Source organism: Sulfitobacter sp. GN1-4 (genome assembly GCF_055693825.1).
This window is the reverse complement of sequence record NZ_JBVFUQ010000003.1, coordinates 1894060-1917167: the sequence shown is the minus strand read 5'-3', so window position 1 is coordinate 1917167 and position 23108 is coordinate 1894060. Positions and strand designations below refer to the sequence as shown.

Annotated in this window: 21 protein-coding genes and 2 pseudogenes; 14 read left to right on the top strand and 9 right to left on the bottom strand. The window is 59.7% G+C overall.

Annotated features, from left to right (window positions below):
• Window positions 1–110 precede the first annotated feature (110 nt).
• The 4 genes from ACZ1HM_RS09985 (at window position 111) to ACZ1HM_RS09970 (ending at window position 1824) form a co-directional block, all read left to right on the top strand.
• Window positions 111–347, top strand: a complete 237-nt coding sequence (locus tag ACZ1HM_RS09985) for a BolA/IbaG family iron-sulfur metabolism protein (protein ID WP_472742647.1) — start codon at window positions 111–113, stop codon at window positions 345–347.
• A 4-nt stretch (window positions 348–351) separates the two neighbouring features.
• Window positions 352–693, top strand: a complete 342-nt coding sequence (locus ACZ1HM_RS09980; RefSeq protein ID WP_472742646.1) for a hypothetical protein — start codon at window positions 352–354, stop codon at window positions 691–693.
• Window positions 690–1052 carry a Grx4 family monothiol glutaredoxin gene (gene grxD, locus ACZ1HM_RS09975; protein ID WP_472742645.1) on the top strand — a complete coding sequence of 121 codons (363 nt, stop codon included), beginning with the start codon at window positions 690–692 and terminating at the stop codon, window positions 1050–1052. Before ACZ1HM_RS09980 ends, grxD begins: the two co-directional genes overlap by 4 nt.
• Window positions 1053–1122: 70 nt before the next feature.
• On the top strand, window positions 1123–1824 hold the full coding sequence (locus ACZ1HM_RS09970) for a cyclic nucleotide-binding domain-containing protein (protein WP_472742644.1): 702 nt from the start codon (window positions 1123–1125) through the stop codon (window positions 1822–1824).
• Between the two features lie 141 nt (window positions 1825–1965).
• Here ACZ1HM_RS09970 and ACZ1HM_RS09965 read toward each other — a convergent pair whose 3' ends face one another.
• Both ACZ1HM_RS09965 and ACZ1HM_RS09960 read right to left on the bottom strand, forming a co-directional pair.
• Complete coding sequence (locus ACZ1HM_RS09965; protein WP_472742643.1) at window positions 1966–2355, bottom strand: cell division protein ZapA; 390 nt, start codon at window positions 2353–2355, stop codon at window positions 1966–1968.
• Complete coding sequence (locus ACZ1HM_RS09960) at window positions 2355–2870, bottom strand: hypothetical protein (protein WP_472742642.1); 516 nt, start codon at window positions 2868–2870, stop codon at window positions 2355–2357. Before ACZ1HM_RS09960 ends, ACZ1HM_RS09965 begins: the two co-directional genes overlap by 1 nt.
• A 282-nt stretch (window positions 2871–3152) precedes the next feature.
• On the opposite strand from ACZ1HM_RS09960, the gene tkt reads away from it, so the two are divergent.
• Window positions 3153–5168 carry a transketolase gene (tkt, locus tag ACZ1HM_RS09955; protein WP_472742641.1) on the top strand — a complete coding sequence of 672 codons (2016 nt, stop codon included), beginning with the start codon at window positions 3153–3155 and terminating at the stop codon, window positions 5166–5168.
• Between the two features lie 211 nt (window positions 5169–5379).
• Window positions 5380–5550: a hypothetical protein gene (locus ACZ1HM_RS09950; protein WP_472742640.1), complete on the top strand. Its 171-nt coding sequence runs from the start codon at window positions 5380–5382 to the stop codon at window positions 5548–5550.
• Here the strand turns inward: ACZ1HM_RS09950 and ACZ1HM_RS09945 are convergent.
• A pseudogene (locus tag ACZ1HM_RS09945) lies at window positions 5542–6512 on the bottom strand (DUF808 domain-containing protein). The gene ACZ1HM_RS09950 and the pseudogene ACZ1HM_RS09945 sit on opposite strands and share 9 nt — an antisense overlap.
• A 183-nt stretch (window positions 6513–6695) precedes the next feature.
• On the opposite strand from ACZ1HM_RS09945, the gene gap (ACZ1HM_RS09940) reads away from it, so the two are divergent.
• From gap (ACZ1HM_RS09940) to gap (ACZ1HM_RS09930), 3 genes are all read left to right on the top strand, one after another.
• Entirely contained in the window at window positions 6696–7697 is a 1002-nt protein-coding gene (gap, locus tag ACZ1HM_RS09940; RefSeq protein WP_472742639.1) for a type I glyceraldehyde-3-phosphate dehydrogenase, read from the top strand.
• Window positions 7698–7755: 58 nt separating this feature from the next.
• Window positions 7756–7899 carry a hypothetical protein gene (locus tag ACZ1HM_RS09935; RefSeq protein ID WP_472742638.1) on the top strand — a complete coding sequence of 48 codons (144 nt, stop codon included), beginning with the start codon at window positions 7756–7758 and terminating at the stop codon, window positions 7897–7899.
• A gap of 208 nt (window positions 7900–8107) precedes the next feature.
• Window positions 8108–9109, top strand: a complete 1002-nt coding sequence (gene gap / locus ACZ1HM_RS09930) for a type I glyceraldehyde-3-phosphate dehydrogenase (RefSeq protein ID WP_472742637.1) — start codon at window positions 8108–8110, stop codon at window positions 9107–9109.
• 2 nt (window positions 9110–9111) lie between these two features.
• On the opposite strand, the gene coaD is transcribed toward gap (ACZ1HM_RS09930), so the two are convergent.
• The 3 genes from coaD to ACZ1HM_RS09915 all read right to left on the bottom strand — a co-directional run bounded on the left by coaD (window position 9112) and on the right by ACZ1HM_RS09915 (window position 11118).
• Window positions 9112–9609, bottom strand: coding sequence for a pantetheine-phosphate adenylyltransferase (coaD, locus tag ACZ1HM_RS09925; protein WP_472742636.1), 498 nt, complete (start codon window positions 9607–9609; stop codon window positions 9112–9114).
• A 107-nt stretch (window positions 9610–9716) separates the two neighbouring features.
• On the bottom strand, window positions 9717–10151 hold the full coding sequence (locus ACZ1HM_RS09920; RefSeq protein WP_472742635.1) for a CBS domain-containing protein: 435 nt from the start codon (window positions 10149–10151) through the stop codon (window positions 9717–9719).
• A gap of 79 nt (window positions 10152–10230) precedes the next feature.
• Entirely contained in the window at window positions 10231–11118 is an 888-nt protein-coding gene (locus tag ACZ1HM_RS09915; RefSeq protein ID WP_472742634.1) for a LysR family transcriptional regulator, read from the bottom strand.
• 148 nt (window positions 11119–11266) lie between these two features.
• Between ACZ1HM_RS09915 and ACZ1HM_RS09910 the strand changes: the two genes are divergently transcribed.
• From ACZ1HM_RS09910 to mmsB, 4 genes are all read left to right on the top strand, one after another.
• Entirely contained in the window at window positions 11267–12766 is a 1500-nt protein-coding gene (locus ACZ1HM_RS09910; protein WP_472742633.1) for a CoA-acylating methylmalonate-semialdehyde dehydrogenase, read from the top strand.
• 156 nt (window positions 12767–12922) lie between these two features.
• The gene (locus ACZ1HM_RS09905; protein WP_472742632.1) at window positions 12923–14065 is read left to right on the top strand and encodes an acyl-CoA dehydrogenase family protein; all 1143 of its coding nucleotides are present in this window, start codon (window positions 12923–12925) and stop codon (window positions 14063–14065) included.
• The gene (locus ACZ1HM_RS09900; RefSeq protein WP_472742631.1) at window positions 14062–15093 is read left to right on the top strand and encodes an enoyl-CoA hydratase/isomerase family protein; all 1032 of its coding nucleotides are present in this window, start codon (window positions 14062–14064) and stop codon (window positions 15091–15093) included. The genes ACZ1HM_RS09905 and ACZ1HM_RS09900 overlap by 4 nt, the downstream gene beginning before the upstream one ends.
• 9 nt (window positions 15094–15102) lie before the next feature.
• Entirely contained in the window at window positions 15103–15981 is an 879-nt protein-coding gene (mmsB, locus tag ACZ1HM_RS09895) for a 3-hydroxyisobutyrate dehydrogenase (RefSeq protein WP_472742630.1), read from the top strand.
• A gap of 219 nt (window positions 15982–16200) precedes the next feature.
• Here mmsB and uvrA read toward each other — a convergent pair.
• Window positions 16201–19085, bottom strand: a pseudogene (gene uvrA, locus ACZ1HM_RS09890) (excinuclease ABC subunit UvrA).
• A 233-nt stretch (window positions 19086–19318) separates the two neighbouring features.
• Between uvrA and ACZ1HM_RS09885 the strand changes: the two are divergent.
• A complete protein-coding gene (locus ACZ1HM_RS09885; protein WP_472742629.1) occupies window positions 19319–21820 on the top strand; it encodes a vWA domain-containing protein in 2502 nt (833 codons plus the stop codon).
• A 20-nt stretch (window positions 21821–21840) separates the two neighbouring features.
• Here the strand turns inward: ACZ1HM_RS09885 and ACZ1HM_RS09880 are convergent, their stop codons facing one another.
• Together ACZ1HM_RS09880 and ACZ1HM_RS09875 are read right to left on the bottom strand one after the other, a co-directional pair.
• Window positions 21841–22332 carry a hypothetical protein gene (locus ACZ1HM_RS09880; RefSeq protein ID WP_472742628.1) on the bottom strand — a complete coding sequence of 164 codons (492 nt, stop codon included), beginning with the start codon at window positions 22330–22332 and terminating at the stop codon, window positions 21841–21843.
• Window positions 22320–23018, bottom strand: coding sequence for an MFS transporter (locus ACZ1HM_RS09875; protein ID WP_472742627.1), 699 nt, complete (start codon window positions 23016–23018; stop codon window positions 22320–22322). Before ACZ1HM_RS09875 ends, ACZ1HM_RS09880 begins: the two co-directional genes overlap by 13 nt.
• Window positions 23019–23108 lie beyond the last annotated feature (90 nt).

Genomic DNA, 23108 nt, shown 5'->3' with positions numbered 1-23108 from the left:
TGTAGTGCGCAGCTTGCCTGCGCTCAATCCGATAAGCGGCGCACCCGCTTGCACAGCCTGCCGCTGCAACCTAGATTTAGGGCAACAGGAACGACATGCCGGAGCGCCACATGCCAATGCAAGCCCACGAAATTGAGGATCTGATCCGCGCCGCCTTTCCACAGGCCCAGATCACCGTGCAAGGGGACGATGGCGTGCACATGGCCGCGATGGTCGTGGATGCCTCATTCAAAGGGAAGAATCGCGTCCAGCAACAGCGCGCCGTCTACGCCGCACTCAAAGGTAAGATGGACGGGCCCAACGGCGAACTGCATGCGCTGGCGTTGACCACCAAGGCGCCGGATTAACCTGATGTGGCTTTGGGGCACAGCTTTGGTTTGCGTGCTGGTCACCGCTGTTGCGGTGCATCAATTCCGCGCCAGCCGTCAAACCCACCGCCCACTCTCTGCCCGCCAGCCTGAACGCCGGACCCAAGAGGTCCCTTTGGGGATGGAGGGGTTGGACCTTGCTGAGGTCAGCCGCACCAACCGCCGCAATGAAAGCCTGGAGCGTGGCCAGACCAACTGGCTCAGCAAAACGGGCTTTTTTGGCCGCCCCGACACCGACATTCTGCCATTGGCAGATGATGAAACCTATGCCGCGCGTTTCCATAACGCGTTTCAGAAAGACAAATCAAAGGACGACCCCACATGAGCGATGCCGCAAACCGGATCCAAGAAACCATCTCTGCCAATGACGTTGTGCTTTACATGAAAGGCACCAAGGAAATGCCCCAATGCGGCTTTTCCTCCCGCGTCGCGGGTGTTTTGAATTACATGGGTGTTGAATACTCCGACGTGAATGTTCTGGCCGACGAAGAGATCCGCCAAGGGATCAAGGATTTCTCAGATTGGCCAACGATTCCACAGCTTTACGTCAAAGGCGAATTCGTCGGCGGCTGCGACATCATCACCGAAATGACCCTTTCCGGTGAGCTGGATACGATGTTTGATGACAACGGTGTCGCCTACGATAAAGACGCAGCTGACAAAATTCGCGAAGCCAACGGCTGATCGCAGCCAAAACGCTTGCATTGTTAAACAATTGACTTAACGTCCCGGCAGTTTTGCACGGGACGTTTTTATGCAAGAAATTTTCGATTACCTCAGCTCCGCGGTGGCCTTCGTTCACATCGCGACGATCTGTTATATTCTGGGCCTGCTGACCCGAAATGAGCTTGTGCTGCGGACCTTTCTGCTGATCGGCACAGCCTTCTACATTCTTTACTATTATTACATCGCTGAAACGCCCCTATGGGAGGCGATTGCCACCTCTGTCCTGATCGGATCGGCTAATATCCCGGTGATTTATCGGATCTTCCGCGAACGTTCGACCTTTGGGATGAGCCAGGAGATGCTGGATCTTTATAAGTCCTTTCCCAACTTCAACCCCGGTCAGTTTCGCAAAATCATGGGCGAGGCCAACATCGTGCACGACAGTGAGGCGCGTCTGATCCTGGAGGAAGGCAAAGAGCCCGACCGCATCTATCTGACGATCTCAGACGGATTCGTCGTGGCGCGCGGTGCGCAGCAAGCTGAAATCGGGCCGGGTAATTTCCTTGGCGAGATTGCGTTTTTGCTGGGCGGGTCCGCCACCGCGGACGTGACCGCCACCAAGGGCAGCAGCTATGTGGTGTGGGAAACGCGCCGCCTGCGCCGGTTGATGGACAGCAACGAGCCTATCTCAAACGCCATTTCGGTGCTGCTGAACAAAGATGTTGCCGCAAAACTGGCGGTCAGCTTCCCAGTGCGCGCGAAAGAGGCGATGCCGGCGCGGAGCGCGTAGGGCATCGCCCGATCTTACTGACGTTATGCGACGAAAGCATGTGGCCGGCCTGCTCTGCCTGGAAACAGGCATTTCAACCAAAGAACCACCGCTGCGGCGGGCCGCTTGTAGCGGCGCGTCTAAGGCTGCCCGCCCCCTGGCCTAGCTGGCTTTTTCTTCTACGGCGGCGGCGAGGGCTTCGGCTTGGGCGGCAACCTCGGCCAACGTGTCGGTGACCTGATCGGGGATCACAGGCACTTCGATGCGCTCAGGCTCAACCGTTTGGTTGCGCAAGCCCGCCAGCTCGGCCTCGCGTTCGGCAAGCTCTGCGCGGACTTCGCTGATCTTGTCCTCAACACTGGCCGTCTTATCGGCCAACAACAGCCCCGCCATCAGCAGCATGCGCGCCTCTGGCATCCGACCCACCTGATCACTGAGCACCTGCGCTTCATCATCCAGCATCTTGGCGGCTGCGTGCAGATAGCTTTCTTCGCCGTCCTGGCAGGCAACCTCAAACTGGCGACCGCCAATGGTGATACGTACTTCGGGCATCAGGCATTCTCCTGGTTCGGGGCGGGATCATCAGAGGCGCTGGCCAACAAAGGCTCCAACGCCGACAAGATCGCCGTGCTTTCTGCCACATCAGAGGCGCGCGCGGCCCGCAGGCCATCAAGTTCCGCCAACATGGCTTTGTTGATCAGGTGCGGCTCTCCCACGCCTTCTTCGTTGGCTTTGCGCAGGGCCTCACAGGCTGCGGTCAACTGATCGTTCACGCGGCGCAGCTTCTGCAGATCGACGTCAAGCTGTGCCATCCGCGCCTCGCCCTCTTCCAGCTTGGCGCGCATCGCGGCCAGCGCATCATCGGCTTGCGCCTTGTCTTCTTCGGCCTTGGCTTTGAGCGTGCGGACCCGTTCCGTGAGTTGGGCATTCGCCGTCTGCTCATCCTCAAGCGCTTGCGCCATTTCGGGATCCGGCCCGCTGGGCGCGCTGCCGATCTGATCAAGGCCCTGCGCCACGCGGTCCATCGCAGCGCTGATGCGTTGTTGTAGTTCTTCGATGTTACTCATCGCCCATCACCCCTCGGTCCTTGCGTCCGTGACCTGTGCTGCCTGTCCCATTTGGCGCGGCCTGAGTTCACCTTTTGAGCGAATCGCCTTGGCCCGGTCTGTTTTTATATCCTAGCGAAATCTGAGAATGAATGCGCCCCCGTTTGAGATCAGCCACTTGACGGGCGAAGCTGAACCAAAGTGTCAGCTTGGTTTAGCGCTAACGCCGCCTTTGGCTTGCACTTTGCAGGCCTGCTGGTATGCACGCACGGAACCCGATTGATATAGCGAAGGAAGCTTCCTGTGGATCTGAATGCCCTGCGCGATGCGCATCCTGAACATTGGTCCAAAGCGACCGCCATCCGGGCGCTGACGCTCGATGCGGTTGCGGCGGCAAACTCTGGCCACTCTGGCATGCCGATGGGCATGGCCGATGTGGCGACCGTGCTGTTTGAAAAGCACCTCAAGTTTGATGCGGCCAACCCGCTCTGGCCTGACCGGGATCGTTTTATCCTGTCAGCGGGCCACGGCTCTATGCTGATCTATTCGCTGTTGCACCTGATTGGCGATGCGCAGTTCCCCATCGAAGAGCTGAAGAATTTCCGCCAGATGGGCGCGCGCACAGCGGGCCACCCTGAGAACTTCCTGGCGGATGCGATTGAAACCACCACCGGCCCGCTGGGCCAGGGCATCGCAAACTCTGTTGGGTTCGCCATGGCCGAGGAAATCCAACGGGCGCATTACGGTGCCAAGATCGTCGATCACAACACCTACGTGATTGCCGGCGACGGCTGCCTGATGGAGGGCGTGAGCCAAGAGGCGATCACCCTTGCAGGGCGTCACAAGCTGTCCAAACTCATCGTGTTGTGGGACAACAACAACATCACCATCGACGGCCCCGTAACCCTGTCCGACAGCACCGATCAGGTGGCGCGGTTCAAGGCCGCAGGCTGGCACACCATCGAAATTGATGGCCACAACCCAGATGAGATCGACGCGGCCCTGACCGAGGCCCGCAAAAGCGATCTGCCCAGCATGATCGCCTGCAAGACCCATATCGCTTTGGGACACGCGGCCCAGGATACCTCCAAAGGCCATGGCGCGCTGACAGATCCCGATCAAATGGCCGACGCCAAAGCCGCCTATGGCTGGACCACCGGCCCCTTTGTTGTGCCTGCTGATGTCAAGGCCGCTTGGGAAGCCATTGGCACGCGCGGTGCTGCCGCACGCGCAGAATGGGAAGCGCGGTTTGAAAAGATGCCCAAAGGCAAACGCGAAACCTTTGAACGTGCGCTGGCCGGGGCCACGCCGAAAAAGCTGAGCGCGACCATCAAAGCCTTCAAAAAACAGACCTCTGAGACCGCACCCAAGCTGGCCACACGTGCGTCCTCGGAAAAGGTGCTTGAGGTGCTGAACCCGATTATGCCCGAAACCGTCGGCGGCTCTGCGGACCTGACCGGGTCCAACAACACCAAGACAGGCGATCTGGGCGTGTTTGACACCGACAACCGTGGTGGGCGCTATGTCTATTGGGGCATTCGCGAACATGGCATGGCTGCGGCGATGAACGGCATGGCGCTGCATGGCGGGATCCGCCCCTATGGCGGCACCTTCATGTGTTTCACCGATTACGCCCGCCCCTCCATGCGGCTGGCAGCCCTAATGCAGATCCCCACGGTTTTCGTGATGACGCATGATTCCATCGGTCTGGGTGAAGACGGCCCAACCCACCAACCGGTTGAGCATCTTGCGATCAGCCGTGCCACGCCAAACACATGGGTGTTCCGTCCGGCGGATACCGTTGAAACGGCTGAGGCGTGGGAACTGGCGGTCACCTCAACCAAGACGCCTTCGGTGCTGTCGCTGACCCGCCAGGGTCTGCCGACCGTGCGGACAGAGCACAAGAACAACAACCTTGTGGAAAAAGGGGCCTATGTGCTGGCGGATGCGGATGGCAAACGTCAGGTCATCCTGATTGCCACTGGCTCTGAGGTGTCTATCGCGATGGCCGCACGCGAAGCGTTGCAAGCCGAAGGCATTGGCACGCGGGTGGTTTCCATGCCGTGCATGGAGCTTTTTGCCGCCCAGGACGAGGCCTATCGCAAGCGTGTCTTGCCCGGTGGCGCGGTCCGTGTCGGGGTTGAAGCTGGCGTGCGCCAGGGCTGGGACCAGTGGTTGCTGGGCGAGCGTGGCAAATACGGCAAAGCCGCCTTTGTGGGCATGGACCGGTTCGGGGCCTCTGCCCCTGCCGGTGAATTGTTCGAAAAGTTCGGGATCACCGCCGAAGGCGTCGCACAGGCGGCCAAAGACCTGCTGTGATCTGATCGGATTACCGACGCAGAAGGGCCATGCGCGCAAGCGTGTGGCCCTTTTGCTGTCCGCAGGTGGCCGCCATTGGCGAAATCCCGCCCCAGATCAGCGGCGCTGCGCCGAGACTGCGGGCCACAGGCCTGTGGTCTTGCGCGGCCCCCCGCGAAATGGTCAGCTCAAACGCGCCTTGATCCGAGGCGTGCTGCTGAAAGGGTCTCCCATGCACCTACACATCATGCTTTCCGCTTTCATTGCAGGACTGATCGCCAGCCTGATCTGGATGGGCCTGCACGGCATCGGCGTGGATGCGATCGTGGTCTATGTCCTGGCCGGTCACATGATGATCGCGGCACTGCTGCTGGGATCGGTTTTGCGCCGCCCGTTACGCTGACTTGGCGAAAATCCTGCGCCAAATCGGGGTGATGACCTTTTCGCCCACCGGGATCAGCGCCAGACCAATCCCCAGCCCCAGAATACCATCGATCACGGCTTTGGTCGCCCATTCCATGATCCCGCTCATGCCTTCGGACACCGCATGTCCAACAGCATAGGCCACATCATGGATCATATGCTCAAGCCCGCCAAACCCCAGCTCTTTTAATCCGTGCACAATGATGGAGCCCCCGACCCACAGCATCGCCGCTGTGCCAATCACGGTGAGCGCTTTGAGGAAACCGGGCATTCCCCGCACCAGCCCACGCCCGATGGCCCGGGTAACGCCAAGGCGGCCCGATTTGGCAAGGGCCAGACCGATATCGTCCATTTTCACAATGATCGCGACGGAGCCGTAGACCGCAACGGTGATCATCACGGCCACAGCCGCCAGGGTTGCGGCCTCCATCCAGAAGTTGCTGGGGGAATCGCCGCCAGGGCGATCGTCATAATCTCGGCAGACAGGATGAAATCGGTTTTGATGGCGCCTTGGGCCTTTTGTTCTTCCAGATGGGCGGGATCTTCGATCACCTCTTCTTTGTGGGCGTAATCCTCATGACCATGGCCCCATCCCAACGCATGGGCCACCTTTTCGGCCCCTTCAAAGCACAGATAGCAGCCGCCCAGCATCAGCAGCGGGGCGATGGCCCAGGGTGCGAAAGCCGACAGCGCAAGGCCCGCAGGCAACAAAAACAACAGCTTATTGCGCAGCGATCCTTTGGTGATGCGCCAAATGACCGGCAATTCGCGGCTGGCGTCAAACCCCTGGACATACTTTGGCGTCACAGCAGCATCGTCGATTACGGCCCCTGCCGCCTTGCTGCCCGCCTTCGCCGCCTGGCTGATCACATCATCAACCGAGCTTGCCGCTACCTTTGCAATGGACGCCACGTCGTCCAACAGCGCAATCAATCCACTCATCTCACACCTCTTTTTTCCTATCTAGCCGGATCATCGCCACCCGCCAATCCCCCGAGGCACATCACCTTTACCGCTAACATGAAAATTTAGCGCTAACAGCAGCTTAGCAGGCGTCTTTCCTCTTTAACCTTTTGCCAGACCCCCGCTATAGAGCGCGCAAAAGGCTCCGCGAAAGGACATCCCATGGCAATCAAGGTCGGCATCAACGGATTTGGCCGTATTGGCCGCTGCACCCTCAGCCACATCGCCGCATCTGGGCGTGATGACATTGAAGTGGTCAAGATCAACGCCACCGGCCCCATTGAAACAGCCGCACATCTGATCAAATACGACAGCGTGCACGGACGTTTCCCTGGCGAGGTTCGGATTGACGACGGCTATATGAACCTGGGTCAGAACGATATTGAGGTGATGTCTACCTACAACCTTGAAGAACTGGACTGGACCGGCTGCGATGTGGTGCTGGAATGCACGGGCAAGTTCAACGACGGCAACAAGGCCAACGTTCACATCCAACAGGGGGCCAAGCGTGTCTTGCTGTCCGCGCCAGGCAAGAACGTTGACCGCACCGTGGTCTACGGTGTGAACCACGACACTTTGCAGGCCTCTGATACGATGATCTCAAACGGGTCTTGCACCACAAACTGTCTGGCCCCAATGGCCAAGGTGATGCACGAAGCCATCGGCATCGAGAGCGGCCTGATGACTACCATCCACAGCTACACTGGCGACCAGCCGACGCTGGACCGCCGGCACAGCGATCTGTACCGCGCGCGCGCCGCTGCCATGGCGTTGATCCCAACATCAACAGGGGCGGCAAAGGCGTTGGGTGAAGTTCTGCCCGCCCTCAAAGGCAAGCTGGACGGCACAGCGATGCGCGTGCCCACACCGAATGTATCCGCCGTTGATCTGACCTTCACCGCCTCACGCGATATCACCGTGGAAGAGGTGAACGCCGCTGCAAAGGCCGCCGCTGAAGGGCACATGAAGGGCGTGCTGGGTTACGACCCTGAGCAAAAGGTCTCCATTGATTTCAACCACACCGAAGAAAGCTGCATCTTTGCACCGGACCAGACCATCGTTGTCGCGGACCGCACCGTGCGCGTGCTGGGGTGGTATGACAACGAATGGGCCTTCTCTGTGCGTATGGCGGACGTGGCTGTTGCCATGGGTGCGCTGGGGTAAGCACCTTGCGCGGCTCCGCACAGCCTGTCATATCCCAAGACAGCAGTGGAGCCTTCCCATGACCAACCGCATCGCCATCATCATCGGCGGCTTGATCATCCTTGGAATTCTGGGTGATGTGCTGTTCTTCGGAACGGAGCATCTGATTTTCTTGGGCAAAAAGATGTTTGAGTTTATGGAATGGATCGCCTTTTGGCGGTGATGCCGCGCGAGCCGACATGTGGTCACACCCACGCTGGCGGCTGACCCAGCCGGTGCCCTTGCCAGTGGCCCATAGGTTGCCAGCACAGTCCATGACCTTGCCAAACCCATTATATTGTATCGGTACTAAATTCAGGGCGTCTGCGCGTTGACACCTGACGGATCGTGGACAAATCCTGCCCTATTGAATTTGATCAAATAGGTGGATCATGGCCCTTAAGCTCGGCATCAACGGTTTTGGCCGCATCGGACGCTCGGTGCTGCGCGCCGCGTTGGAGCGTGCAGACGAAGGCATCGAGGTTGTCGCCATCAATGATCTGGCCCCCTTGGAGACAGCCGCACATCTGTTTGAGTTTGATTCCGTTCATGGCCGCCTGCCCCACCCCGTCACCTTGGGCGCACAGACGCTTGATGCCGGGCGCGGCCCCATCCGGGTCACGGCGGAGCCTGACCCCGCCAAGCTGAGCTGGCAGGACGTTGATATCGCGTTGGAGTGCACTGCCAAGTTCTGCGCCCCCACAGACACCGCCCTGCACCTGCAAAACGGCTCACGCCGCGTGTTGCTGTCTGCGCCGTCAAAAGGTGATATGAAAACAATTGTCTATGGCATCAACGACAGTGACATCAGCACCGATGATCTGATGATCTCAAACGGGTCCTGCACCACGAACTGCTTGGTGCCGGTTGTGAAAGTGCTCGACGATGCCTTTGGCCTGATCCGGGGCCATATGACCACGGTCCATTGCTATACCAGCAGCCAGAAAGTGCACGACACGCCGCACCGGGATCTTTACCGCGCGCGGGCCGCGAACCTGTCGATGTCGCCTACCACCACGGGTGCGGCGGAAACCTTGGGGCTCGTGTTGCCACATCTGGCAGGCAAAATCACCGGGACGGCCATCCGGGTGCCCACGCCCAATGTCTCTTGCTGTGACCTGACCGTTGAAACAAGGGCCCCGGTTTCGCCCGAGGCTGTCACCGCCGCCATGCAAAACGCGGCCGCCGGGCCGCTTGATGGCATTTTGGACGTGGAACACCGGCCACTGGTCTCCATCGATTATAACCACAGCACCGTCTCAGCCACCTACGCGGCGGATCAAACATCGGTGCAGCAAGACACCCTGCTGCGTGTCTTGGCGTGGTATGACAATGAATGGGCCTTTGCGAACCGCATGCTGGACACCGCCCAGGCGATGGGCCGCGTGATCTAGGGTCAGGACCGGCCCAGTTTGGTCATAAGAGCCGATTTGACCCGGCCCGGCACAAACTTGGTCACATCACCATCCAGGCGCGCGATCTCTTTGACCAGTTTACTGGCGATGGCCTGGTGCTGCGCTTCGGCCATCAGGAACACCGTTTCAATGGGATCGTCCAACTGGCGGTTCATCCCAACCATTTGATATTCATACTCAAAATCCGCGACCGCCCGCAGGCCGCGCACGATGATCTCGGCCCCCACTTCACGGGCGCAATGGATCAGTAGGTTCTCAAACGGATGCACCGCAATCTCAATGCCGGTGGCCCGCGAAAGATCTGCACATTCCGCCTCAATCAAGGCCACCCGCTCTTCCAGCGTGAAAAGCGGCCCCTTGTCGCGGTTGATGGCCACGCCGATCACCAGTTTATCGACCAATGTGGCAGCACGGCGGATGATGTCCACATGACCAAGTGTGATGGGATCAAAGGTGCCGGGGTATAGACCAACGCGCATGGGGGCCTCCGAGGGGGTATCAGTTGGCGCAAGCAAACATGGCTGCGTCATCAGTGCAACCCATTGGCAGGCATTTCGTCATGGAACGCGGGGGGATGCTGCAGGCCTTAGTGGCCCATGATCATCCCTTCCAACGCGTCCTTTTCCATCGCAAGCTCAGTCAGGCGCGCTTTGACCACATCGCCAAGCGTTACCAATCCCACCAGAATCCCGCCCTCAACCACGGGCATGTGGCGAAAACGTCCCTGCGTCATGGTCTGCAGAATTTCATCCGCCCGGTCCTCGCGCGTGCAGGTCTTCAACTTGGCCGTCATCAGGTTTTCAACCGGTTGGGTGAGCACCGATGCCCCCTGCCGGGACAATTCGCGCACAATGTCACGCTCTGACAGAATGCCCTGCGCCTCTTGCCCATCAGAGGATACAACAACCGTGCCGATCCGCCTTTCCGCAAGCATCTTCACAGCCTCAGACACCAGCGTGCTGGGCGGTGTTGTGACCACCCCGTCGTCGGATTTGGACTTTAAGATCTGTGATACAAGCATGGCTGCCTCCCTTATGCGCCTCCACCTAAGGGTTAGCGTCCGCCAGAAAGGCGCAATCTGTCAAGCCTAGGGTCCAAACCTAGGCTTCAAGCCGCATCACCTCGCTGCGCAGCGCCGCGCTGAGCAGATGCGCAAACTGCGCCAGCCGCTGGTTGCGCCGGTCATCGGCGTGACGCACGAGATAAAAAGCACGTTCCAACTGCACGCTCTGCGGCAAAACCCGGCGCACACCGGGCAGAAAGGGCAGCGCGAAATCATGCACAACACCAATCCCGCCGCCGCGCTGGATCATCTGGCCCTGCACAGAAACCGAGTTCGAGGCGAGGCCAACACGTTCCACGCCAAGATCGGCCAGATAGTCCAGCTCGCGGTCAAAAATCATGTCGGGAATATAGCCAACGATGCGGTGTTCACGCAGATCGCTGACGTCCCGGATCGGCGGATGCGCGCTCAGATAGCTTTCTGCCGCAGCCAAATGCAGACCGTAAGGCGTGATCTTTTGCACCGTCAGCCGCCCGGCCTCAGGCGCGCTGACCGCAATGGCCATGTCCGCTTCGCGCCGGGACAGGTTGAACACCCGCGGCAAGGCAACGGTCTGGATATCAAGATCAGGATGCGCCGCCGCGATCTGGGTCAGGATCTGCGGCAACAGAAAGTTGGCCACCCCATCGGGGGCCCCGATGCGGATCTGCCCCGACAGCACATCCGTGGCCCCCGCCAGACCAGATGTCGCTTGCCGCATCGCCTGCTCAGCCGCCCGCGCCTGCGCCAAAAGCTGCGTGCCTGCCTCCGTCAGCGCATAGCCCTGCGGGGATTTGACAAAAAGAACAGCCTCTAGGTCTTTCTCCAGCCGCGCAATGCGCCGGCCCAGGGTCGCCGGATCAAGCCGCAGGGCTTTGCCCGCCCCCGACAGGCTTTGCGCCCGTGCCACCGCCAGAAACAGGCGCAGGTCATCCCAATTTTGCACCGTCCCCTCGCTTCATCTTTCTTCTACACCTCATCCCAGCTTTCCATCTGAAACCGTCTTGCATTTCTGCAAAACCACTTTGCCCAACTGCCCCTGTTCCTCGTCTTTTTGCAAGACTAATGTGCCCGCAACCGAATTGGAGGATCCCATGCAAGAACTGACCCATTACCTCAACGGTGCCCATGTCAAAGGCACCTCTGGCCGCTTTGCCGACGTGATGAACCCCGCCACAGGCGAAGTGCAGGCCAAAGTGCCCCTGGCCAACCAGGCTGAGATGGAACAGGCCGTGGCCTTTGCCGCTGCCGCTCAACCTGCCTGGGCAGCCACCAACCCGCAGCGCCGCGCGCGGGTGCTCATGAAATTCGTCGACCTTCTGAACCGCGACATGGACAAACTGGCTGAGGCGCTTTCGCGCGAGCATGGCAAAACCCTGCCCGACGCCGCAGGCGATGTGCAGCGCGGGTTGGAAGTGGTGGAATACTGTATCGGTGCGCCGCAAATGCTGAAAGGCGAATACACCGACAGCGCCGGTCCCGGCATCGACATGTATTCCATGCGCCAAGCCCTTGGCGTAACCGCAGGCATCACGCCCTTCAACTTCCCCGCCATGATCCCGATGTGGATGTTCGCCCCCGCCATCGCCTGCGGCAACGCCTTCATTCTCAAACCGTCTGAGCGTGATCCCTCTGTCCCGCTCATGCTGGCTGAGTTGATGGAAGAAGCAGGCCTGCCAAAAGGCATCCTGCAGGTGGTGAACGGTGACAAGGAAGCCGTGGACGCGATCCTCTTTAACGACGTGATCCAATCGGTGGGCTTTGTCGGCTCAACCCCCATCGCTGAATATATCTATGGCACCGGCTGTGCGCAGGGCAAACGCGTGCAGTGCTTTGGCGGGGCCAAAAACCACATGATCATCATGCCCGACGCAGACATGGACCAAGCCGCCGACGCGTTGGTGGGCGCAGGCTACGGTGCTGCGGGCGAACGCTGCATGGCGATCTCAGTGGCCGTGCCCGTCGGCGATGAGACAGCCGACAGGCTGATCGAAAAGCTCGTCCCCCGCATCGAAAAGCTCAAGGTTGGCCCCTACACCGCTGGCAATGACGTGGATTATGGCCCCGTCGTGACAGCCGCCGCCAAGGCCAACATCGAACGTCTGGTGCAATCGGGCGTCGATCAGGGCGCCAAGCTGGTGGTCGATGGCCGTGATTTCAAACTGCAAGGCTATGAGGAAGGCTATTTCGTAGGCCCCCACCTCTTTGATCACGCCACCAAGGACATGGATATCTACAAGACAGAGATCTTTGGCCCTGTCCTGACCACCGTGCGCGCGCAAACCTACGAAGAGGCCATCGGCCTGGCCATGGACCACGAATATGGCAATGGCACCGCGATCTTTACCCGCGACGGCGACGCCGCGCGCGATTTTGCCAACCGCATCAACATCGGCATGGTCGGCATCAACGTGCCCATCCCGGTGCCGCTGGCCTATCACACCTTTGGCGGCTGGAAAAAATCCGTCTTCGGTGATCTTAACCAACACGGCCCCGATGCGTTCAAATTCTATACCCGCACCAAGACCGTCACCGCCCGCTGGCCTTCGGGCATCAAAGAGGGCGGCGAATTCTCCATCCCTGTGATGGAATAATCTGCAAACGCTAGCGGGCCTGTCCCGCTGGCGTTTTGCTTTTTGCCGTTCCGATGCGCCGGTTCACGCCGTGATATCGCAGCCAAATATACCTTGCATCACCACTGCAAAGCATGAAATTTAACAAGCGTTCATTAACCGGTCTGGGAGGACGGCATGGATTTCGCGTTAAATGAAGAACAGCAGGCCATCTATGACATGGCCTATGCCTTTGGCCAGGACGCCATCGCCCCGCATGCCTTGGCATGGGAGAAATCAGGCACGATACCAAAAGATCTCTGGCCCCAGGTTGGCGCATTGGGGTTCGGCGGGCTTTATGTGTCTGAGGATGCCGGCGGCACGGGCCTGTCCCGCCTTGACGCGACACTGGTGTTTGAAGCGCTTTCCATGGCCTGCCCTTCGGTTGCGGCCTTCCTATCCATCCACAACATGTGCGCCAAGATGATCGACACCTTCGGCAATGACGCCATGAAGGCGCGGGTGCTGCCGGATGTTGTCGCGATGAACAAAGTGCTGAGCTATTGCCTGACCGAACCCGGTTCTGGCTCGGATGCGGCAGCGCTCAAGACCCGCTGCACACGCACCAACGAAGGCTACCGTTTGAACGGGGCCAAAGCCTTTATCTCGGGCGGCGGCTATTCAGACGCTTACGTCGTGATGGTGCGCACCTCAGATGACGGGGCCGCCGGGATCTCAACGGTCTATGTCGAAGATGGGACAGAGGGGCTCAGCTTTGGCGGTCTTGAAGATAAAATGGGCTGGCGGGCGCAGCCTGCGGCCCAAGTGCAATTCGACAATTGCGACATTTCTGCCGATAATCTGGTGGGCGAAGAAGGCAGCGGTTTCAAATATGCGATGAGCGGGCTGGATGGCGGCCGTTTGAACATCGCGGCCTGTTCGCTGGGCGCAGCCGAGGCCGCCCTCACCCAAACCCTGACCTATATGGGAGAGCGCAAAGCCTTCGGCCAACCCATCGACCAGTTCCAAGGGCTCCAATTCCGCTTGGCCGACATGGAGATTGAGCTGCAAGCCGCCCGCACCTTCCTGCGCCAGGCCGCCTGGAAGCTTGACACAAACGCCCCGGATGCCACCAAGTTCTGCGCGATGGCCAAGAAATTCGTCACCGAAGTTGGCAGCAAAGTTGCGGACGGATGTCTGCAACTGCACGGCGGCTATGGCTATCTGGCCGATTACGGCATCGAAAAACTGGTGCGCGATCTGCGTGTGCATCAGATCCTGGAAGGCACCAATGAGGTTATGCGCGTGATCATCTCGCGCGACATGTTGAAAAACAGATGAGCGACATCAGCATCCGCATCACCGGCCAGGCAGGCCGAATTACCCTGACACGGCCCCAAGCGCTCAACGCGATGACCTATGACATGTGCACCGCGATTGAGGCCGCCTTTGATGACTGGGCCACGGATGATGCGGTTTCTTGTGTAATTCTTGACGCCGAAGGCGACCGCGCCTTCTGCTCCGGCGGCGATATCGCTGATCTTTACGCAGAGGGCCGAAAGGGCAATTTCGCCTTTGGCCAGACCTTCTGGGCCGATGAATACCGGCTGAATTACAAGATCTTCTCCTACCCCAAACCGGTCATCTCCTTTTTACAAGGGTTCACCATGGGCGGCGGTGTTGGACTGGGCTGTCACGGCTCGCACCGCATTGTGGGGGAGACCAGCCAAATCGCCATGCCGGAATGCGGCATCGGCCTGGTCCCTGATGTGGGCGGCAGCCTAATGCTGGCCCTGGCCCCCGGACGGCTGGGCGAATACCTGGGCACGACGGCTGCCCGCATGAACGCAGCCGATGCGATTTATGCAGGTTTTGCAGACCATTACATCCCGCAAGCCCAGTGGCCATCGTTGATCCAGGCGCTGGAGGAAGGTGCCGCACCCGACATCCTCTCGGACGCCGCTGACGCGCCCCCCGGTGCCACACTTGAACCCGTACTTGATGCCATCAACGCAGGTTTCAGCGGCGAAGGTCTGGGCGACATCCTGACGGATCTGGGCAATACGGACAGTGACTTTGCCCGCGACGCGTTGAAAAAGCTCTCCCGTGTCTCGCCCCTTTCTGCCGCCTGCACCATCGAAATGATCCACCGGTTGCGCGGCCCCTCGCTTAGCATGGAAAAGGCGCTGGATCTGGAATACCGCTTTACCTCCCGTGCATCCGAGCATGGGGATTTCCTCGAAGGCATCCGCGCCGCGATCATCGACAAGGACCGCACGCCACAATGGCAATACCCCGACAGCAAAGTGCCTGTCGCCGCGATTGCCAAGATGCTGCAACCCCTGGGGCCTCAGGCCCTCAAACTCTAGGAGAGCTTCATGCACACCATTGGTTTCATTGGCTTGGGCAACATGGGCGCACCGATGGCCGCCAATCTGGCGGCAGCCGGACATAAGGTCACCGGATATGACGTGGCGGGCACCACGGCTGTGGGCGTCGCCGCCGCCGCCAACATCGCCGAGGCTGTAGAGGGCGCAGAAGTCATCGTGACCATGCTGCCAAACGGGGAAATCCTGCGCGCAGTCGCCGCTGAAGTGACAGCCTCTGCCGCCCCCGGAGCGCTTTTCATTGATTGCTCTACCGTTGACGTCGAAAGCGCCCGCGCCGCAGCCGATCTGGCACAAAACGCGGGCCTCTTGGCCGTGGATGCCCCGGTATCGGGCGGCATCGGCGGGGCAGCTGCGGGCACGCTGACCTTCATGGCAGGCGGCAGCGCCGATGCGTTTGCCCGCGCGCAACCGCTTTTTGACATCATGGGCCAAAAGGCGGTGCATTGTGGTGCGGCTGGTGCGGGCCAAGCGGCCAAGATCTGCAACAACATGATCCTCGGGGCCACCATGATCGCCACCTGCGAAGCCTTTGCTTTGGCGGATAAATTAGGCCTCGACCGGCAAAAGATGTTCGATGTTGTCTCCACCTCATCAGGCTATTCCTGGTCGATGAACGCCTACTGCCCCGCACCGGGTGTCGGCCCAACTTCGCCCGCCGACAATGACTACACCCCAGGTTTTGCCGCCGAACTAATGCTCAAAGACCTTGGCCTCAGCCAACAGGCAGCTGAAGCCGTGGATGCCGATACCCCTATGGGAGCCCGGGCCTTGGCGCTCTACCGCCAATTTGTCGAAGAAGAAGGCGGCCAAGGTCAGGATTTTTCTGCGATGTTGCCCCGCTTTGCCGCCAAGGGCCGCAGCCAGTAGCCAGATCCCCCAACCTTTGGTTTCGGAGCCGCCATTGCCTGGCTCAAGTCAGACAGGGGACAGCCGATTGCCTCGGGAAATCCACGCGGGGCCCCTTTGGGGATACGTTGATTTCACTAGGCAAGCGGCGGGCGCCCTGTCAGGCAGGAGCCGGGCAAGAGTGGCTCTGGGACCATTTGGTTTTGGTGAGCCTGCAGCCCCGCCGCCCCCACGTCACCCCTATTCCGCTGCGACAGCGCGCTGTTTTTCCAGCATCGGCTTGAGGTACTTGCCGGTATAGCTTTGCGCCACCTCAGCCACCTTTTCAGGCGTGCCTTCGGCCACCACACAGCCACCGCCATCACCGCCTTCAGGGCCGATATCGATGATGTGGTCGGCGGTTTTCACCACATCCAGATTGTGTTCAATCACAATCACGGAATTGCCCTGATCCACCAATTCATGCAGCACTTCCAACAACTTACGCACATCCTCAAAATGCAGACCGGTGGTCGGCTCATCGAGAATATACAGCGTCCGGCCGGTGGACCTTTTGCTCAACTCCTTTGACAGCTTCACGCGCTGCGCCTCACCACCTGACAGGGTTGTCGCCTGCTGGCCCACCTTGATGTAGCCCAGCCCAACACGCATCAACGCGTCCATCTTTTCGCGGATCGACGGCACTGCGGCAAAGAAACCTTGGGCATCCTCCACCGTCATATCCAGGACATCGGCGATGCTTTTGCCCTTGAACTTGATCTCCAACGTCTCCCGGTTGTAGCGCGCGCCTTTGCAGGTCTCACACTCCACATAGACATCCGGCAGAAAGTGCATCTCAATCTTGATAACACCGTCCCCCTGGCACGCCTCACAGCGCCCGCCCTTGACGTTAAAGCTGAACCGCCCGGGCTTATAGCCGCGCGCCTTGGCCTCTGGGAGGCCGGCAAACCAGTCGCGGATGGGCGTGAAGGCCCCCGTATAGGTTGCTGGGTTTGACCGGGGCGTGCGCCCGATGGGGCGTTGGTCAATGTCGATCACCTTATCAAGGTGCTCCAACCCTTTGATCGTGTCACAGGGGGCCGGGGTCTGGCGCGCGCCGTTCAGGTTCATCGAGGCGGTTTTGAACAACGTCTCAATGGTCAGCGTGGACTTCCCCCGCCGCTGACGCCGGTCACGCAAACAAACTTGCCCAACGGGAAATCAACCGTGACGTTTTGCAGGTTGTTGCCCGTGGCGTTCACCACTTTGATCTTTTTCTTGTTTCCCTTGCGCCGCTCCGCAGGGATCGAAATCTCCCGCACGCCGGTCAGATACTGGCCCGTGATGGATTTCTTATCCGCCGCGATCTTGGCCGGTTTGCCGTGGCTGACCACCTGCCCGCCGTGCACGCCTGCCCCAGGCCCAATATCGAAAACATAGTCTGCTTCGCGGATCGCCTCTTCGTCGTGCTCTACCACAATCACGGTGTTGCCCTGATCGCGGAGGTTTTTCAGGGTCTGCAGCAGCCGGTCATTATCGCGCTGATGCAAACCAATGGACGGTTCATCCAAGACATAAAGCACCCCTGTAAGACCCGAGCCGATCTGGCTGGCCAAACGGATACGCTGGCTTTCGCCACCGCTTAATGTACCACTTGAACGTGCAAGCGTAAGGTATTCTAAACCAACGTTATTTAGAAATCCAAGACGCTCGCGAATTTCCTTCAGAATGGCGCGGGCAATTTCATTCTTTTGGTCTGTCAGATGCTCCGGCACCTGCTTGCACCAATCATGGGCCTCGCGGATGGACATCTGTACCACCTGGCCTGCGTGCAGCAATTCATCTGCGCCACCCGTGACGGGGCCGATCTTTACCGCCAGCGCTTCGGCGCGCAAACGGTAGCCTTCGCAGGTCCCGCAGGGGCGGTTGTTCTGATAGCGCTCAAACTCTTCGCGGATCCAGTTGCTGTCAGTCTCGCGGTAACGCCGCTCCATGTTGGGAATGACGCCTTCAAACACCCGGCTCACCTCATAGACGCGGCCGCCCTCGTCATAGCGGAATTTGATCTCTTCCTTACCAGAGCCATAGAGGAAAACCTGCTGCACGGCAGGGTCCAGGTCTTTCCACTTTGCGTTTTGGTTAAAGCCATAGTGTTTGGCGATGGCCTCAATCGTCTGTTTGAAATAAGGGCTCTTGCCCTTGCGCCAGGGGGCCAATGCGCCGTCATACACCTTGAGGCTTTGATCCGGCACCACCAGGCGTTCATCAAAAAAGAGCTCAACCCCCAACCCGTCACAATCGGGACAGGCCCCAAAAGGCGCGTTAAAGGAAAACAGGCGCGGTTCGATTTCAGGGATGGTAAAACCGCTGTCCGGGCAGGCGAACTTTTCAGAAAACGTCGTGCGCACCGGATCGCCCTCAGCCGGGGCGGTTTCAATGATCGCAATGCCATCAGCCAAATCAAGCGCGGTGCGCAGGCTGTCGGCCAGCCGTGTCTCCAACCCTTCACGCACCACGATGCGGTCCACCACCACGTCAATGTCATGGCGGAACTTCTTATCAAGCGTGGGCGGCTCATCCAATTCATAGAAACTGCCATCAACCTTGACCCGTTGAAAGCCTTGCTTGCGCAACTCAATGAATTCTTTGCGGTATTCGCCTTTGCGGTCCCGGATGATCGGCGCAAGAAGATAGGCGCGCGTGCCCTCTTCCATCGCCATGACCCGGTCGACCATGTCCTGAACCTGCTGCGCCTCAATCGGTTTGCCGGTGGCAGGGCTATAGGGCGTGCCCACCCGCGCAAACAGCAGGCGCATGTAGTCATAAATCTCTGTCACCGTCCCCACTGTGGAGCGAGGGTTCTTCGACGTCGTCTTTTGTTCAATCGAAATGGCCGGGCTAAGCCCTGCGATGTGATCCACATCGGGCTTCTGCATCATGTCCAAAAACTGACGCGCATAGGCCGACAGCGATTCCACATAGCGGCGCTGGCCTTCGGCGTAGATCGTATCAAATGCCAAGGACGATTTGCCCGAGCCGGACAAGCCGGTGATCACCACCAGTTTGTCGCGTGGGATGTCCACGTCGATGCCTTTTAGATTATGCTCGCGCGCGCCGCGCACTTCGATGTTTTTAAGCTCTGCCATTCTGCCCCCCGGACCCAACGCGTAAGACATAACGCTGTCACGCGGCACTGCCACCCCTTGAATAGAACATTAAGAGAACATAGGCAAATTATTTGCCGACCTTGGTCAGTTTTCTGTCAAACGGGTCAGGCCATGATTTCCCGACCTTGATGGAACGGGGCGGGCGTGTTTTTCTGCTCGTGTTTCATTATTCCAAGTCTCTTTTGTTCCACTCCTAAATTCCGAGGTCCCTTATGCGATTTCTCGCCACCTGCGCGGTGCTTGGCAGCCTTGCCACCGCTGGATTTGCACAAAACCAACCCAACACCATTCTGGTGCTTGATGGCTCAGGCTCCATGTGGGGCCAAATTGATGGGACAGCCAAGATCGGCATCGCCCAGGAGGTGGTCAGCGGGTTGCTGTCGGATTTCCCCGCAGATCAGGGGCTTGGCCTGACCGTCTATGGCCACCGGGAGCGTGGCAATTGCACCGATATCGAAACCATCGTGGCCCCTGCCCCCGGCACGGCAGCGCAAATCTCAGATGCGGTGAATGGGATCAAACCACTGGGCAAAACGCCGATGACGGACGCGGTGATCGCTGCCGCTGAGGCGCTGCGCTATACGGAGGATGCCGCGACGGTCATCCTCGTTTCAGACGGGGTGGAGACCTGTAACCCTGATCCCTGTGCCGCCGCCCGCTTGCTAGAAGAAGCTGGAATTGATTTTACGGCCCATGTCATTGGTTTTGATGTGGAAGATGATCCCGCCGCTTTGGCGCAAATGCAGTGCCTTGCGGATGAAACGGGCGGCCAGTTCCTGACCGCGGCCAACGCCAGTGAGCTCGATTTGGCCATCACAGCCGTGGTCCAGGCCCCGCCACCGGAGCCAGAGCCGATCCTGGTTGAGATGACCTTTTCAGCCGTCATCGGAGAGGCGAAAACAGTCATCGAAACCCCGGTCTTATGGTCCATCACGGGCAATGACGGCCCGGTGGCCAGTGATGAGGCGGGCAACCCCCTGCCCTATGCGCTCGAGGAAGGGGCCTATACCGCAACCGCCTATTCCATCGCCGATGAAGAAACCGGAGAGGTGAACTTTATCGCCATTGAAGGCGGCAACACGCTTGTAGAAGTGGTGTTTGAGGAAAAGCTGCCTACAGCCACTGTCACCGCCCCGGCAGAGGCCGCCGCAGGAGACACGATTGAGGTCGGCTGGAAGGGGCCTGCGGAAAAGAACGACTTTATCGGGATCCGCGCCCCGGATGCGACAGGCTACCACCGGTTTGTGAACACATCCTCGCTTGGCGATACAGCAACGGTCAGCTTGCAAATGCCCAGCAAGCCGGGTGCCTATCTGATCGAATACATCCTGAATTCTGAGCGTATCCCCCTGGCCGAGGCGGCCATCACCGTGACACCTGTTGAGGCCGCCGTTATCGCGCCTGCGCAGGCCACGGCCGGGGACACCATTCAGGTCGGCTGGAAAGGCCCCGATTACCGCAATGATTTCATCGCCATACGTGCACCCGATGCAGAGGGCTATCACCGGTTTGCCAACACCGTGGCAACGGGTAACGGGAACCCCGCCCAACTGCTGATGCCAACTGAGCCCGGGACCTATGTGATCGAATACATCGAAGCCCAGGACCGTTCCTCGCTGGCCGCGCATGAGATTGAGGTTGTGGCCGTCGCCGCCAAGGTTATCGCCCCGGCCACTGCCGCGGCTGGTGCCACCATTGATGTAGGCTGGGACGGCCCCGCCTACCGCAATGACTTCATTGCCGTACGCGCGCCTGATGCGACAGGCTATCACCGCTTCGTCAACACCGTCGGCGTTGATCGCGGCAACCCTGCCAAATTGGTGATGCCCACAGAACCGGGCGATTATGTGATCGAATACATCGTCAGCCAGGACCGTGCGCCAATCGCCGCGCAGACCATCACGATTGAGGCCGTGTCTGCCAAGGTCATCGCCCCTGCAAGCGCTTCTGCCGGGGCCACCATTGACGTGGGCTGGACGGGTCCGGGTTATAAGAACGATTTTCTGGCGGTGCGCGCTCCCGATGCGGAAGGCTATCACCGGTTCATCAACACAATTGCCGCAGACCGCGGCAATCCGGCGAAACTGCTGATGCCCACAGTGCCGGGGCGTTATTTGATCGAATATATCGAAAGTCAGGACCGCACAGCGATGGCCGTGCAAGAGATTGAGATTGTCGCGGTTGAGGGCAAGGTCATCGCCCCCACCACAGCGCCTGCAGGCTCAACCGTGGACGTCGGCTGGACCGGTCCGGCCTACCGCAATGACTTTATCGCCGTGCGCGCCCCGGATGCCACGGGCTATCACCGGTTCATCAACACGGTTGGGGCCGATAAGGGCAATCCGGCGAAACTGCTGATGCCAGCGGCCCCCGGCACCTATCTGATCGAATATATCGTCAATCAGGATCGCTCGCCTTTGGCTGTGCAAGAGATCACGCTTAGCCCTGTCACCGCCTCCCTGATCGTGCCGCCCAGTGGCGCTGTGGGGGAGAAGATCACAGTGGGCTGGAAAGGACCGGGGTATCGCAACGATTTCATCGGGATCCGCACGCCCGATGCCACGGGCTATCACCGGTTTGCCACGACCCAGCGGTTGGGGGATGAGCCGACGGTTCAGGTGTCCCTGCCGGATGAGCCTGGCACCTATGTGGTGGAATATATCATCAACCAAAGCCGCGAGCCTCTGGCAGCCGCAAACATTGAGGTGAAATAGGCACCCTTAGGGTCCTGACCCTACGCCGGCGTTTGGCCGCGTCGCCTGCGCGCGGCCAAAAGCAAGTGGCCCGCCAGCCCGGCCACAAAAGCCACCCCTGCCAGCAATGGCAGGGCGGAATAGCCCATCTGCACCAGCGCAAAGGCCATGATGGGGGTCCCAAGCGTGTTGCCCACATTCCCCATCTGCGCCATCGCGCCATTGGCCTGGGCCTGTTCGGCGGGGCTACTGTTGAGCTGCGGCACAGCGGCAAAACTTGCCCCCTGGATCAGGCCCAGTGTCCCCGCAAGCACCAAGCAGGCCACCGGATCACCGGGCGCCACCCAAAGCCAGATCATCGCCAAGGCAGAGGTTGCAAACCCCAGCACCACAACGCCCACCCCAGAGGTCACCCGCAACAGTGCCACGCCGATGGTCATGGATGTGGCAATGCTCATCAATGGCATGGCCGTCATCACGAAGGCGCGCTGGCTGTCGGCGATATAGGGCGGGATAACCGTTAAAATGGACACGAAACTGAAGGTGTAGAACAGCCAACCCACCGCCGCCGCAGACAGCCAGGGCGAGCGGTAGATTGCCAGGTGATCCGCCAAAACCTGTTTGAAGGAAAAGGCAGCCTGCGCGCCTTCTTCGGGCAGCGCGCGCAGGCGGGCGGACAAAATGACGGCAAAGACCGCCAGATAGGCCCCATGGGCCACAAAAAGTGTCGGCACCCCCAAGCTTGGGCCAAAGGCCGCCCGGCAAAGGCCAGCACAGCAAAGGCCACGCCAAAGAAAGTACCCCACAGCGTCAGCGCAAAGCCGCGCATCCGGTCGCTGGCCAATTGTGCAATCAACGTGGGGGCCGCGACAACAATGGCCAGATGCGAGGCCCCTTCGACCACGCGGCTTATCAGCATCCAAGGCAAGGGCGGCAAAAGCGCCTGCGCACAAGAAACCGCCGCCCCCACCCAAAGCGCCCAAAGCAACGCCCGGCGGTAGCGGATGCGCGCCACCAGCAGGCCTGCCACGACACCGAACAGAATGCCCACAAACCCCACCAGCGAAACGATCCAGCCCACGGCGGCCCCGGCGTCTGGATAGGCTTGGGGCAATAGATCAAAGATGACCGACATCTTGCCGTACTGCGCCGCAGCCCCAGTGCCCGCAGCCCAGAGCAACAAGATCAAGCCAAAGCCAGTGGGCGCACGCGCAGTCATCAACGGATCTTTCGTGGGAACAAATGGATGCCCCCGTCTATGACAAGCAAAGCGCCGCGCGTCCAGTCAGACGCGCCCAAACCAGCCGCG